The organism is Nonlabens antarcticus, assembly GCF_015356755.1.
In the GTDB taxonomy this organism is placed as follows: Bacteria; Bacteroidota; Bacteroidia; order Flavobacteriales; family Flavobacteriaceae; genus Nonlabens; species Nonlabens antarcticus.
In genome coordinates, this window is the sequence record NZ_JADFCO010000057.1 from 55,134 (window position 1) to 69,334 (window position 14,201).

Below are 14,201 nucleotides of genomic sequence, written 5' to 3' on the forward strand. Positions count from 1 at the left end.
GTCAGCAAGGTTGGAGCGCAGCGACAACCACGCCAGTCGTATGTCAATTTTCTGCCTGTTAGCTAAGATGAAACGCAGCGACATCAACGCCACTTCTCCGTTATCTTTTTGTCTTACGTCTTACGTCAGCAAGGTTGGGGCACAGCGACAACCACGCCCGTCTTTTGTCAATTCTTTCAGAAGTTCTAAGCCGGATGATTATCTTAAATCTGTCTGTCGTCAATCGTCAGCAAGGTTGAAGCGCAGCGACAATAGCGCTAGTCGGTCGTCAACTTTTCATTTTTCTTAGCAAATGCCTACCGCTAAATCCCTTAGATTTAGCACTATGAAACAATTTATTTTCAAAGCCCTTTCAAAACTAAATAAGACAATTCTTCCTAGTTACAGTAAGGACGAAGACTTTGATCTCGCCAAAGCCTCAAAGTTCCAGATGGCACTCATAGGTTACAAAACATGGGTGACTAAAAATGCACTGGATTAATGGCGGTTGAAATCACAGATCAATGCGGTAGAATCGTTCGTTTATCATCAAGTCCCCAACGTATTATCACGCTGGTTCCCTCGCAAACCGAGCTGCTGTACGATCTAGGATTGGAAGATAAGATTGTGGGCGTTACCAGGTTTTGCGTTCATCCAGAACGGGCGGTAAAAGAAAAAAGGGTCGTGGGAGGAACAAAGAAGATTGTTGAAAAACGAATCAAAGAGCTTCAGCCTGACCTTATCATTTGCAATAAAGAGGAAAACACAAAGCAGATCGTGGATTTCTGTGAATCTATTGCGTCTACCTATGTTTCTGATATTTCAACATTAGAAGATTCACTAGAAATGATTGAGCAGGTGGGAACACTAACGCAAACCAGAAAGCAGGCGGACGAAATTACGGCGAAAATCAAATTGGCTTTTCAAGATCTTCCAAACCCAAAACTTAAAAATCGAGCATTATACCTAATCTGGAAAGATCCTTATATGAGTGTTGGAAACGATACGTTTATTCATAATATGCTGGAAAAGGCAGGGTTTGATAACGTTTTGAAAAATCAAACTCGCTACCCTCAGCTCAATATTCAAGAGGTTCTCAATCTGGCGCCAGATGTAATATTACTATCGTCAGAGCCTTATAATTTTAAAGTTGAAGATGGGATGGAGCTCTGTTCCGCTTTCGCGAAAGCGAACAAAAAACAGCCTGTATGTACAATAGTTGATGGCGAGATTTTTTCATGGTACGGCAGCAGGTTGCTAAAAACACCAGATTATCTCATCGAGTTGAATAAGAGAACAGGGACCTGAAATCTTACATAATTTGAGTGATAAATCGTAGCTTTGAGCCTTCAAAACAAATCAACTAATTAATAAAATATAAATAATGAACAACGGTAAAATTGCAGGTTTAGGTATCGGTGCTTTGGTGGGAATCGGTATTGTGGTGTTGATCATCATAGGTGTGATCTATGGGATTTCATGGAATAACAGCACGGTAACAGAGCGTGAAACGGTTACAAAACAATGGGCAAACGTGGAGAGTAGCTATCAACGACGCTCTGACTTGATTCCCAACATTGTTTCCACTGCAAAACAGTATGCAGAGTTTGAACAGGAAACGTTAACACAAGTTATTGAAGCACGTGCAAAAGCAACAAGCATTCAAGTTGATGCCTCTAACTTAACGGCAGACCAGATACAGCAATTCAGCCAGGCGCAAGGTGCAGTTTCCAGCGGTTTAGGACGTTTGTTAGCGACTTATGAGAACTATCCAGATTTAAAGGCAAACGAAAACTTTAAAGAATTGATTAACGAACTGGAACGTACTGAAAATCGTATTAACGTAGAACGCAACCGCTACAATGAAGATGTTCGTGTTTACAATACCCGCATCAAAAAATTCCCAGGATCTGTATTTGCCTCCATGTTAGGATTTGATGAGTCTCCTTACTTCCAGGCAGATGAAGGTGCACAGAATGCGCCTAAAGTGGGTGACTTATTTGATAATTAAATATGGAAAGTAAGGTAGAACAATTTCTTACGGCTGCAGAAGAGCAGCAAGTTGTAGATAGCATTCGTGCTTCAGAAAAGCTTACCAGTGGCGAGATACGCGTTCACCTGGAGAGTGATTGTGAGGGCGATGTCTATGATCGTGCGCAAGAAATCTTTCACCTGCTTAAAATGGATAATACAAAACAGGCTAACGGCGTTCTTTTCTATCTAGCGATCGATGCACGCAAATTTGCCGTGTTGGGCGATACGGGAATTCACGCTCACGTGGGCGATGGATTCTGGAACAGCATTAAAGATGTTATGGAAGTCCGCTTTCGCGAAAGCGAGTTTAAAAGTGGTCTAGTTGCAGGAATACAAATGGCGGGAGAAAAACTTGCGGTACATTTTCCATGGGATAATGACGATGTAAACGAATTACCAGACCAGATAACGACCAGTTGAAGCAAATTCAAAAATACATATTACTAGTAGTTGTGCTTATATCAAGTGCAGTAAGTGCGCAATTTGAAATTCCCAAAAAACCATCGAGTCTTAGTTCGCAAACCTCGGTTTACGATTATATTGATTTATTGGACGCTGGACAAAAATCAGCATTGGAAGAAAAATTAGTCCGTTATGCAGACAGCACGAGCACCCAGATTGTTTTCGCAATTATTGAATCAACTAATGGTGAGGATATAAGTCTATTAACAGCTCGCTGGGGACAGGAATGGGGTATAGGTCAGGCTGACGAGGATAATGGAATCCTAATTTTATTATCTCATGGTGATCGTCGCGTTGACATAGGTACTGGATATGGCATAGAGTATCGATTGACAGATCTCATGTCAGAGCGTATCATTAACCGCATTATAATCCCCAATTTTAAACAAGGAAACTTTTACGCCGGTCTCGATCAGGGAGCAGACGCCATTTTTGCCGCGTTAAATGGAGAGTTTAAAGAAGGAAGAGATTTCTCCAAAGGAAGCGGAATACCTGTGCAAGCGATCATCTTTATCGGGTTCATCATTTTCGTGATTGTGATGAGCATCAGAAGAAACAAAGGTGGTGGCAAGAACGGCGGTAACGGAATAGGTTCTTCACTTCTAGACATCATTGTTTTGAGCAGTCTAGGACGCGGCGGTTTTGGAGGAGGCTCAGGCGGTGGTTTCAGCGGCGGTGGCGGTTTTGGAGGTGGCTTCGGCGGCGGCGGTTTCGGTGGCGGTGGCGCCAGCGGTGGATGGTAAAGCAAGCGAAGCTTGCAAATCTCAAACTCGCTGCGCTCGTGAAATCACAAATCCCAAACTTGTGTTGTTCGTGAAGTCACAAAAATCTTGTTTGCTGTTATTTACATCTATAAATCAAATGTCAGTTCGAGCGCAGCGCTACTTTTAGCTGGTCAAAATGTCGATTATGGTTATGTGGTTTAACAGCGCCACAATTTCATAATACCATTAGGCTTAATGCGATTATCGATTTGGTTTTGCTATTTATGATTGTTTATTCTCAACGTTATAAGTGTAATATTTGATTTTCAATGTCAGTTCGAGCGCAGTCGAGAACAGTTGTGTAGTAGAAAACCATTAAGGATACGAAATACAAATCCGCTGATACTGACATTACTTCAAATTCTCGACAAATACCCTAATCTTATCTTTTCTCGAGAGAAGACAATACACTTTATTCTATAAGTCCGTGAACCTCTCGCATCTTGTTTCCTCTGCCGGAGGAAATGTCGAAGACAAAGGAGGCTTGCGCGAGAGTAAGCTTTTTTGATGGACCGACGTATTGACGACCGACGGTTGACAAAAGATGACTCGCGTTACCTTCGGAAACTCTCGTGACGTAAGACAAAGGACTTATTTGTTGAAGGTAGATGTTCTCGATTCCTATTGAAGACCGAAACACCCATCTCCAGTCTTCCCAAAGGAAGAGGTTTTATAATGCTTGCTTTCCAATAGTTGGATTTCTCAGTACTTATTTCTTCCCTTTGGGAAGATGCCCAACGGGCAGATGGGTTGGATCACGCTAAGGATTTTCAACCGAAAACCCAGCAAGCCTCTCGCATCTTGTTTCCTCTGCCGGAGGAAATGTCGAAGACAATGGAGGCTTGCGCGAGAGTAAGTTTTTTTGATGGACCGACGTATTGACGACCGAGGGTTGACAAAAGATGACTCGCGTTGCCTTCGGAAACTCTCGTGACGTAAGACAAATGACTTATTTGTTGAAGGTAGATGTTCCCGATTCCTGTTGAAGACCGAAACACCCATCTCCAGTCTTCCCAAAGGAAGAGGTATTATAATGCTTGCTTTCCAATAGTTGGATTTCTCAGTACTTATTTGTTCCCTTAGGGAAGATGCCCAACGGGCAGATGGGTTGGAACATGCTAAAGGTTTTCAACCGAAAACCCGGCTAAACTCTCACATCTTGTTTCCTCCATCGGAGGAAATGCCGAAGGCAAAGGAGGCCAGCGCGAGAGTGATTGTTTTTATTTTTGTCCGGAGGCAATGCCGAAGGCAATAGGGCCTGCGCAAGAGTAGCTTTTCAAAGTCCAAATTCTGCACTTTCAACCACTCCTGATCGCATCGCCGTGAACTGCGAGACCGATCTATCCTCTCCTCTTCTGAGGTGAGGAGCCGTTTTTTAGTTTCCCTTCAATTTAAGGGTTATGATTGTAAATATTCTTGTTTCCCTTTTGGGAAATTCCCCAGGATCAGATGGGTTGGAGAAAAGTTCTAAAATCTTGAAATCAAATCTGGCTAACCTCTCGCATCTTGTTTCCTCTACCGGAGGAAATGTCGAAGACAAAGGAGGCTTGCGCAAGAGTGAATGTTTTTCATTTTGTTATTATTTTTAATTCGGAAGAAATGCCGAAGGCAATGGGGCCTACGCAAGATTAGCTTTTCAAAGTTCAAATCCTGCACTTTCAACCACTCCTGATCGGATCGCCGTGAACGACGAGACCGATCTGTCCTCTCCTCTTCTGAGGCGAGGAGCCGTTTTTTAGTTCCCCCTTCAATTTAAGGATTATGATTGTAAATATTCTTGTTTCCTCTACCGGAGGAAATGTCGAAGACAAAGGAGGCTTCCGCAAGAGTGAATCGCAAAACAAAAGAAATCTTGAACAAACCATTTCTCGACTTTCGCTCGATATGATTACGGGATTTGGAGTTTCCATATCTTATCTTCCTTGGAGGGAAGACGATACATTTTTCTTATTTAAGTCATTCCAGTGAACCTCTCGCATCTTGTTTCCTCTGCCGGAGGAAATGTCCAAGACAAAGCAGGCTTGCGCAAGAGTGATTGATTTTGTATTTGATTTTCATTTGTTTTTATTTTTGTTAGGAGGAAATGCCGAGGGCAATGCGACCTTCATAAGAGTAAATTCTGAAAATCAATATCAAAATCTTTAAGCTTTACCAAATAACATAGGATATATCACCACAAAAAAAACGCTGGAAAAACTTCATTCGTTTTTCCAGCGTTTTCTTATAGGTCTTAAAAACCTTAGACTTCTATCTTTTTGAGTTCTTGATAATTCTTGTTGAGCCTTCTCAGTAAAATCCCGTATATCAGACTGTAAATACCGTAAAGCAGTCCACAGAATACGGCGAAAAAAGCAATCATAATGGCAATGTAACCAGCCATAAATTTAAATTTGTGCTCGAGGAACTTATCTGAGTGAATTAAATCAGAAAGTTGTGGGTCATTAAATAGAACTAGGATTGCTGCTATAATTCCAAAAATCATCACATAGGAGAGGTTGAACCAGATGTACCACTTCATCGTGCGTCTGGTTTTTAGAATGTTTTTCATCAGCTTGCGTGCTGGTTGATCTGCAGAAATATTTTTGTAATTTCTCCAAAATTTATAAATGAAAAATATAACGATCACATAACTAAAAACATAAGATCCAAAGTAAAGAGGTTTACCCAACATCGTGATATATTTATCATGCTGCTCGCTATCCATTAAAAATAAATTTAAAACAGTAAGAAGCGCAAACTCCCCAATCCCTATATAAAAGATCCATTTAACAATACTGCTGGAACGTCTTGCCAGTAAGCCAGTCAGTTGATCTTGCGAGTATTTAGGGAAATCGCGCTGTTGCGATTGCCATTTTGATTTGAGTATATCTAATTGATCCATAGTTATGGATTTATAATATTTGTTAATTTCGTTTTGATCCTGTTCATCTTCACTCGGGCATTTACCTCGCTTATTCCTAGCGTTTCCGCTATTTCACGATAATTTTTATCTTCCAGATATAGAAAGACTAATGCCTTTTCAATATCATTCAGCTGTTTTACGGCACCGTAAAGCAATGTGAGCTGCTCCATGGTTTCGTCATTTTCAGTAGTGTCTTCAATCTTGAATTCTACCGTTTCATAGCGCTGGGTGGGAACCCGGCGTTTAGACTTACGATATAAAGTAATTGCCGTATTTAACGCAACCCGATACATCCATGTTGAAAACTTAGAATCGCCCCTAAATTTGGGGTAAGCCTTCCACAGTTGTATGGTAACTTCTTGAAACAGATCATTGTGCGCATCTTGGTTGTCTGTATAAAGTCTACAGATCTTATGGACAATATTCTGATTTGCTTCTAGCTGTTCGACAAATTCTTTTTCGAGATTTGAACTCACTGGCATGGTTTGGTTAAAAGATTAGTGTCAAAAATTATCATGGCGTTACAAGGTTAAGAAAAGATTGTTAAGCCTCCGTTGATATTAGTGTACTTGCCTTAATTTTAAAAAAAAACCAACATGCAGCTTCCCGCCAGTCAGAATCCAAGAGTCGTTATTATAGGTGGTGGTTTTGGTGGAGTTTCGCTTTCGCGAAAGCTAACAGAACACAAATTTCAGGTCGTATTAATAGATCGGCACAATTATCACACCTTCCAGCCCTTATTATATCAAGTAGCTACCAGCGGTCTTGAGCCAGATTCCATCGCATTTCCATTGCGCAGTATCGTTGATGAAACACACGATTACTTATTCCGTCTAGCGGAAGTGGAGCGTGTCAACCTCGCAGAAAACTCAATTACTACAAGCATAGGTGATATCGATTATGATTATTTAATCGTTGCCACGGGAACAAAAACGAACTACTTTGGGAATAAGAAAATTGAACACAACGCCTTACCCATGAAAACGGTGCCACAGTCACTGGACATACGTAGCTTGATGCTGCAAAATCTAGAAAAGGCAACGATAACAGACGATGTCAATGAGCAGCAAAAACTCATGCGCATTGTCATTTCTGGCGCTGGCCCAACGGGAGTAGAACTCTCAGGTGCTTTTGCGGAGTTTAAAAAGGGTGTGATTAAGAACGATTATCCTGATTTAAATGCAGATTTTATGGAAATCCATTTACTGGACGGTGCAGATAGAGTATTGCCACCATTTAGTGAAACGGCTTCTAAAAAAGCAGAAAAATATTTGAGGAAACTGGGTGTTCAGATTCATTTAAACGAACTGGTAACCGATTATGAAAACGAAACCGTAATCACAAAAAGCGGTATGAAGCTGGAAACAGGAACCTTTATCTGGAGTGCTGGTGTGACAGGTAATTGTCCAGAAGGGTTTCATGATTTATCAATTGCGGGAAGATCGGGACGTTTACACGTGGACGAGTTCAATAGAGTAAAGGAAACTAAAAATGTTTTTGCGATAGGTGATATTGCATTGATGAAGACTGAGGAGTTTCCTGATGGTCACCCACAGGTGGCTCAACCGGCCATCCAACAAGGAAACCATCTCGCCAAAAACTTAATCCGCATGATTCAGGATAAGGAGATGAAACCATTTTCTTATTTTGATAAGGGTTCTATGGCCACAGTCGGCAGAAATAAAGCGGTAGCAGATATTGGCAAATTTACCTTAGGCGGTTTCCCGGCCTGGTTTGCGTGGTTAGCTGTTCATTTATATTTTCTGGTAGGAGTCCGCAATAGGATTGTAGTATTTCTTAACTGGACCTACAATTATTTCAATTTTGACCGTGCAGCGCGATTGATTATCAGACCTTACAGCAAGAAGATTGAGGTACCTGAAACGGTAAGCGAAATCCAAGAATGATTATGTCCATCTAGCTAGGCTTTGCTATCTTTGTAATCCTTTCTAACAAGCAGAAAACACACTTATGAGTACATACGATGTAGCAGTAATAGGTTCTGGACCAGGTGGCTATGTAGCCGCAATACGCTGTGCACAACTAGGATTGAAAACAGCAATTATTGAAAAATACGACACACTAGGTGGGACTTGTCTCAATGTAGGTTGTATTCCTTCTAAAGCCTTGCTAGATTCCTCACACCACTATGAAGATGCGACAAAGCATTTTGAAGAACACGGTATAGAGATTCCTGGAGACATCAAGATCAATTTTGAAAAAATGATCGCCCGTAAAGCGAGCGTCGTTAAACAAACTTGTGATGGTGTGGCTTATCTAATGAAGAAAAACGAAATCGATGTTTTTACTGGAATGGGATCTTTTGTAGACGCCACCCACATTAAAATTGATGGTGAAAAGTCAGAAACGATTGAAGCTAAAAAGATCATTATTGCAACGGGTTCTAAACCAGCAAATTTGCCTTTTATCACACTTGATAAAGAAAGAGTGATCACTTCTACAGAGGCACTTACACTTAAAGAAATCCCTAAACACATGATCGTTATAGGTGGTGGTGTGATAGGATTAGAGTTGGGTCAGGTGTATAGAAGACTAGGAGCAGAAGTTACGGTTATTGAATATCTAGACCGCATTGCAGCCTCCATGGATAAATCACTTTCTAAAGAGTTGATGAAAGTCATGAAGAAGCAAGGTGTGAAATTCCAACTTTCTCATGCGGTTAATAAAGTAGAGCGCAATGGTGATGAAGTTACCGTTACTGCAAAAAATAAGAAAGGTGAGGAAGTAGAATTCAAGGGAGATTATGCCTTGGTTTCTGTAGGTCGACGTCCTTATACTGATAAACTAAACGCTGCTGCAGCAGGAATTAAAATAAACGAGCGTGGACAAGTGGATGTTAACGATCACATGCAAACCAATGTCGATAATATCTATGCGATAGGTGATGTAGTTCGTGGTATCATGCTTGCCCATAAAGCGGAAGAAGAAGGGGTTTTTGTAGCAGAAACTATTGCCGGTCAAAAACCACACGTTAATTATAATTTGATTCCAAATGTGATTTATACGTGGCCAGAAGTTGCCAGCGTTGGAAAGACAGAAGAAGAACTAAAAGAAGCTGGAGTAGATTACAAATTGGGCCAATTCCCGATGAGAGCTTTGGGAAGGTCCAGAGCTTCTGGAGATACAGACGGACTCGTGAAAATCCTGGCTGACGCATCTACAGACGAGGTTTTAGGAGTTCACATGATAGGCGCTCGAGTGGCAGATTTAATTGCTGAAGCCGTTACCGCTATGGAATTCCGTGCGAGTGCTGAGGATATTGCCCGCATGTCTCACGCGCATCCTACTTATGCTGAAGCTGTAAAGGAAGCAGCACTGGCAGCAACGGAGGATCGTGCCATTCACGTATAGTTATTATCAAAATCTAATTATTACAAAGCCGGTTGTAAAGCCGGCTTTTATATGCTTAAGATTGTACGAATTCACTGCGTTTAGATTTCTTTAACAATTGCTCATGAACCGAATTTAATCTTTACACGTATCTATATCAACCTTTTAAATTGCTTATGAAAAATCATTTTACGCTGCTCGATATTGGGAAAAAGTATCTCATTATCCTATTCTTACTAGTTACAAACCTTCTATTTGCCCACACCATTACTGGTGTTGTTATGGATGCAAACGACCGCCCTATTAAAGGTGTGTATATCGTCAACGCTACAACTGGCTCACATACCCATACAAATGCTGCAGGTTATTTTTCTATTGATGAGGTGGAAAATGGTGATGAATTAAAGTTCTCTAAGCTGGGTTATGCCGCTTTCGCGAAAGCGATAACAGACGAATCTGAAGTGCTACAAATTGTATTGATGGAAGCCGCCATTGATCTAGAGGCCGTTACTATTACTAATGAAGTGGATGTTTTAAATACATTAACGCAGGCAGATCTCGCTGTAAATCCAGTGACTTCTACTCAAGAAGTACTGCGATCCGTTCCTGGATTATTCATAGGGCAGCACGCTGGTGGTGGTAAGGCAGAGCAATTATTCTTGCGCGGTTTTGACATTGACCACGGTACAGATGTCGCCATAAGTGTAGACGGTATGCCGGTAAATATGGTATCCCACGCACACGGTCAAGGTTATGCAGATTTACACTTTGTAATCCCAGAAACCGTTGAAGATATTTCTTATGGCAAAGGGAGCTACGATAAGACGATCGGGAATTTTGCCACGGCTGGACATGTAGATTTCCGCACTAAGGATTACGTACGAGAAAATATTATCAGTGCAGAAATAGGAGACTTTAACTACCAGCGTTATGTAGGCCTGGTTCAAGTGGTGGATAATTCCAATACCAGCGCATATATCGCAACAGAATATTTAACCTTTGATGGGCCTTTTGAAAGTCCTCAGAATTTTGACCGCATCAATCTTTTCGGAAAGCTTAATTATATTTCTGATAACGGAAACGAACTGGGCGTTAGCATCGCTCGTTTTGATAGTGAGTGGGATGCCAGTGGGCAAATTCCACAGCGTGCTATCGATAGAGGTTTGATTGGAAGATTTGGTGCTATTGACGATACAGAAGGTGGAGAAACTTCTAGAACTAATGTAAACATCAACTATGATTTTGCGATTAGTGACAAAGAAAAATTTAGCACTCATGCTTATTATTCCAATTACAACTTTCTGTTGTTCTCTAATTTCACATTCTTCCTAGAAGATCCAGTAAATGGAGACCAGATAAGACAGAATGAGTCTAGGGATCTTGCAGGATTTGATGCCGCTTATACTTATGAAACTGAATTATCAGGTCATCGACTGGATCTTACTGCTGGAATACGATTGCGCAATGACCGTACCGAGGGCAGCGAACTTTCCAGATCTTTGAACCGCAGAACGATACTGGAGAATATTCAATTGGGTGATATCAATGAAACCAACACCTCTGCATTTGTGGGCGCGACCTGGTTTGTCAATGACTTTTTAATAGATGCAGGATTGCGTCTGGAGCGATTTAAGTTTACTTATAAAGATGCACTTACTGCGTTGTACGATACACAGTCACAAACGGAAACGGCTTTATTGCCTAAATTGAACTTTAATTACCGTGTGTCTGATGATTTCCAACTCTATTTCAAAAACGGTATAGGTTTTCACAGTAACGATACTCGAGTCGTATTACAACAAACGGCAGATGATATTTTACCTAAATCTTACGGTTCAGACCTAGGTTCCATCTGGAAGCCTACCGATCGCCTGATTGTAAATACAGCCTTGTGGTATTTGTTTTTAGAACAGGAATTCGTGTACGTGGGTGATGCTGGGATTGTTGAGCCTAGTGGAGAAACAGAGCGTTATGGTTTTGATGTGGGTGTTCGCTATCAGTTGACAAATCACTTGTTTCTTGATGGGAACTTAAATTATGCACATGCTAGAGCCGTAAACGAGCCAGATGGGCAAGACTTTATACCGCTAGCTCCAGAATGGACTTCAACGGGAGGATTAAGTTTGAAAGACTGGAACGGCTTTAATGCTGGATTCCGTTACAGATATATCGCCGATCGTGCTGCAAATGAAGACAACAGCGTCGTTGCAGAAGGTTATTTTGTATCTGACTTGAATGTAAACTATGACATTACTAAAAGCTTAAGGCTGGGCGTTGCCGTTCAGAATTTGTTTGACGTAGAATGGAACGAAACCCAATTTGCCACGGAAACAAGACTGGCAAATGAAGCTGCCCCAGTTGATGAAATTCACTTCACACCCGGAACTCCGTTTTTTGTAAGAGGGTTGCTGCAGTTTAGATTTTAAGGATGGGACATTTTAAGTAAAATGAAAATTCCGTTCTTTAATAAGGAACGGGATTTTTTTGTGTCTGCTTTCTCGACACCAGGAACTCTTAAATAGCATGACTATCTTGTGCTATATTAACGTATACCCACATTTTCTGAGAACACCGAAAGAGTGTCTAGATTTGTATTATTATTTGTTAATCGATTCACAAATACTCGTATCCTATCTCCAGGAGCAAGGGTTACGATACCATTCAGAGAAACATTTTGTATTTGAGTATCATTGAAAACATTGACCGTGCTGTTAGTCTCATTAACGATATTGTTATTTTTTGCAATTGCAAATGCATAAAAGTCACCACCGCCACCATTGACTCTAACACTAAGAGATGCACTAACTTGAAAGTTACGAGTTTTTTTACCTTCGTAAATCAATTCATTGTTTCCAGATGTAGAGTTCGTTGAAAACCTTAATAAATTAGACGATACAAAATTACCGGTTCCTTGTATTTCAACAGCTGCACCGGCGATTGATTGGGTAAATCCCGTAGATAAATTACCATCATAGTAAAAATTCCCAGTAGACACCTGATCTGTTTCAGTAGGTATACCGGAACAATTAACATTCCAATTATTAGTGAAATTATACCCGATATATGAGCCAGTAGTATATTTTTCAACCAATGTTCCCGCACCTACAAAACTCAACTGTGAAAGTGTCGCATCATTTACAATGGTCGGGTTTGAATTTACATCAATACCAGTTTCTCCAAGATCTGCAACTATGCGACCGCCATTCATTTGAAGATCTTGAAAAGAACCAGTGAACTCCATAAATGTTCCCGAATTGGATTCAGTCCAAAAGATATTACTGACAAAAAAGTTATTAATATTATTCACCGTGAACCCATCTGCATTGCTTAAATATTGAGTCACGCTAAAAAATACAGTGCCTAATTTTGATAAGTTTCCAATCTTACCTGCACTAGTAAAAATAGTATTAGTTATAAGGAGAAATTCAGATCCTGTTCCTGTAATATCAAAGACTTGTTTCCCGCCACCTGATACCGTCAGATTACGTATTCCACCTCCTTTTGACCCCTCAAATAACGTTCCTGGCGACACGTTGATTAGAACATCCTCTGATGAATCTACCCCTTCTATATATGCACCATTTAAGTCAATGGGGTTGTCGATAAATATCTTGCCATTAATCTCATACAAAAAATCGGTTTTTAAAACATATACACCACCAGTCAACTCCTCTTCAAGATCTGCAACGCTTTGTACCAGTTTGTATTTTGTTCGCATTTTTGCGGTTCTCAGTGAGCTCCATGCCGTATTTTCAAAGTAAAAAAAGGAGTTCTCTGTGGTATCAAATACGAGAAGACCTTTAGCGGGACTCGCAATGGCAAGCCGCTGCATCGTCGTCATCCTCGGCGCTAATAAACCTTGTGTTGTTGAACTAATATCCAACATCGAACTTGCATCAGGAGTTATGGTACCTATACCTACTTGAGCTTGTGTACAAGTGATCTGCATCATCATACCAAAACATAAAAAATATAAAATCTGTTTCATTTGTTAACCTTTATGTTTAATAATAAGAATTACTAATACAATAATACGCCTTTTAACAGATGAATCATTTAAAACAGTGCTTTAAGCTACTATAAATGTATTTAAACGATAATTAGGTTTAAAGATAACTTTGGGTTTCTGCGTATTGTTTTGACCCTATCCTTAATTTTTATAACATAATCGGATTTAAAAAATATGCAATAAATTAATATATAGTTAGTTGCAGGCTGATAAATGCTGACAGTATCTTGGCTTTATCACGATTCCGATACTGAAAGTCTAAATTATATTTGTACATACAAATTCACTTTTGTTTAGAAAACGTCTTTTTAAGGGTTATAAATCCGTTTCCAGATCTATTTTTTAATCCAGGTCTTGAGGTAATACATGATGTATGATGACAGTACTTTTAAAAATGTCTAAGAGAGTTGGTTTTTGGTCTGGAAAACGTAAATCGTTCAATGGGCTTTGTAGGCGCATTACTTGTTAAGAATTAAAAACTATAGTATTCTTTTTGAAGGCAAATATTAAAGTGTGTCTAGTCCTAAATAACCGATACAGATTATTGAAGGATTAAATTTATTACTTAAAGCTCAACGATTCTAGCATCGTTGAGCTTTTTTGATTTGTACTGTTTTCTTTTGAGTTTATTCTGTTTATGCATCTGTTGTGGTGTGAGCATGTGATTGGATAGGTGTGGTCTAAAATTGTTGTATATCTC

General features: G+C 40.1%; 11 protein-coding genes. 8 read left to right on the plus strand and 3 right to left on the minus strand.

Annotated features, from left to right (window positions below):
• Nucleotides 1-325: 325 nt before the first annotated feature.
• From IQ282_RS00985 to IQ282_RS01005, 5 genes are all read left to right on the plus strand, one after another.
• Entirely contained in the window at nucleotides 326-481 is a 156-nt protein-coding gene (locus tag IQ282_RS00985; protein WP_194850083.1) for an SsrA-binding protein, read from the plus strand.
• A complete protein-coding gene (locus IQ282_RS00990) occupies nucleotides 481-1,287 on the plus strand; it encodes an ABC transporter substrate-binding protein (protein WP_194850084.1) in 807 nt (268 codons plus the stop codon). The genes IQ282_RS00985 and IQ282_RS00990 overlap by 1 nt, the downstream gene beginning before the upstream one ends.
• Before the next feature lie 76 nt (nucleotides 1,288-1,363).
• Nucleotides 1,364-1,990, plus strand: coding sequence for a LemA family protein (locus tag IQ282_RS00995; protein ID WP_194850085.1), 627 nt, complete (start codon nucleotides 1,364-1,366; stop codon nucleotides 1,988-1,990).
• Nucleotides 1,991-1,992: 2 nt separating this feature from the next.
• Nucleotides 1,993-2,433: a TPM domain-containing protein gene (locus IQ282_RS01000; RefSeq protein ID WP_194850086.1), complete on the plus strand. Its 441-nt coding sequence runs from the start codon at nucleotides 1,993-1,995 to the stop codon at nucleotides 2,431-2,433.
• Complete coding sequence (locus IQ282_RS01005) at nucleotides 2,430-3,218, plus strand: TPM domain-containing protein (RefSeq protein WP_194850087.1); 789 nt, start codon at nucleotides 2,430-2,432, stop codon at nucleotides 3,216-3,218. Before IQ282_RS01000 ends, IQ282_RS01005 begins: the two co-directional genes overlap by 4 nt.
• Nucleotides 3,219-5,478: 2,260 nt before the next feature.
• Here the strand turns inward: IQ282_RS01005 and IQ282_RS01010 are convergent.
• Together IQ282_RS01010 and IQ282_RS01015 are read right to left on the minus strand one after the other, a co-directional pair.
• Nucleotides 5,479-6,120 (minus strand): hypothetical protein, encoded by a 642-nt coding sequence (locus IQ282_RS01010; protein ID WP_194850088.1) that lies wholly within the window; start codon nucleotides 6,118-6,120, stop codon nucleotides 5,479-5,481.
• 2 nt (nucleotides 6,121-6,122) lie between these two features.
• A complete protein-coding gene (locus tag IQ282_RS01015) occupies nucleotides 6,123-6,617 on the minus strand; it encodes an RNA polymerase sigma factor (RefSeq protein ID WP_194850089.1) in 495 nt (164 codons plus the stop codon).
• A 120-nt stretch (nucleotides 6,618-6,737) separates the two neighbouring features.
• On the opposite strand from IQ282_RS01015, the gene IQ282_RS01020 reads away from it, so the two are divergent.
• From IQ282_RS01020 to IQ282_RS01030, 3 genes are all read left to right on the plus strand, one after another.
• Nucleotides 6,738-8,048 carry an NAD(P)/FAD-dependent oxidoreductase gene (locus IQ282_RS01020; RefSeq protein ID WP_194850090.1) on the plus strand — a complete coding sequence of 437 codons (1,311 nt, stop codon included), beginning with the start codon at nucleotides 6,738-6,740 and terminating at the stop codon, nucleotides 8,046-8,048.
• A gap of 64 nt (nucleotides 8,049-8,112) precedes the next feature.
• Complete coding sequence (lpdA, locus tag IQ282_RS01025) at nucleotides 8,113-9,513, plus strand: dihydrolipoyl dehydrogenase (protein WP_194850091.1); 1,401 nt, start codon at nucleotides 8,113-8,115, stop codon at nucleotides 9,511-9,513.
• Between the two features lie 155 nt (nucleotides 9,514-9,668).
• The gene (locus IQ282_RS01030; protein ID WP_194850092.1) at nucleotides 9,669-11,918 is read left to right on the plus strand and encodes a TonB-dependent receptor; all 2,250 of its coding nucleotides are present in this window, start codon (nucleotides 9,669-9,671) and stop codon (nucleotides 11,916-11,918) included.
• A 116-nt stretch (nucleotides 11,919-12,034) separates the two neighbouring features.
• On the opposite strand, the gene IQ282_RS01035 is transcribed toward IQ282_RS01030, so the two are convergent.
• Nucleotides 12,035-13,480: a cell wall anchor protein gene (locus IQ282_RS01035; RefSeq protein ID WP_194850093.1), complete on the minus strand. Its 1,446-nt coding sequence runs from the start codon at nucleotides 13,478-13,480 to the stop codon at nucleotides 12,035-12,037.
• Nucleotides 13,481-14,201 lie beyond the last annotated feature (721 nt).

Excerpts from the sequence above, each read along its gene's own strand:
- IQ282_RS00985 (WP_194850083.1), top strand. The coding sequence starts at position 326 with ATGAAACAATTTATTTTCAAAGCCCTTTCAAAACTAAATAAGACAATT.
- IQ282_RS00990 (WP_194850084.1), top strand. The coding sequence starts at position 481 with ATGGCGGTTGAAATCACAGATCAATGCGGTAGAATCGTTCGTTTATCA.
- IQ282_RS00995 (WP_194850085.1), top strand. The coding sequence starts at position 1,364 with ATGAACAACGGTAAAATTGCAGGTTTAGGTATCGGTGCTTTGGTGGGA.
- IQ282_RS01000 (WP_194850086.1), top strand. The coding sequence starts at position 1,993 with ATGGAAAGTAAGGTAGAACAATTTCTTACGGCTGCAGAAGAGCAGCAA.
- IQ282_RS01010 (WP_194850088.1), bottom strand. The coding sequence starts at position 6,120 with ATGGATCAATTAGATATACTCAAATCAAAATGGCAATCGCAACAGCGC.
- IQ282_RS01020 (WP_194850090.1), top strand. The coding sequence starts at position 6,738 with ATGCAGCTTCCCGCCAGTCAGAATCCAAGAGTCGTTATTATAGGTGGT.
- lpdA (WP_194850091.1), top strand. The coding sequence starts at position 8,113 with ATGAGTACATACGATGTAGCAGTAATAGGTTCTGGACCAGGTGGCTAT.
- IQ282_RS01030 (WP_194850092.1), top strand. The coding sequence starts at position 9,669 with ATGAAAAATCATTTTACGCTGCTCGATATTGGGAAAAAGTATCTCATT.
- IQ282_RS01035 (WP_194850093.1), bottom strand. The coding sequence starts at position 13,480 with ATGAAACAGATTTTATATTTTTTATGTTTTGGTATGATGATGCAGATC.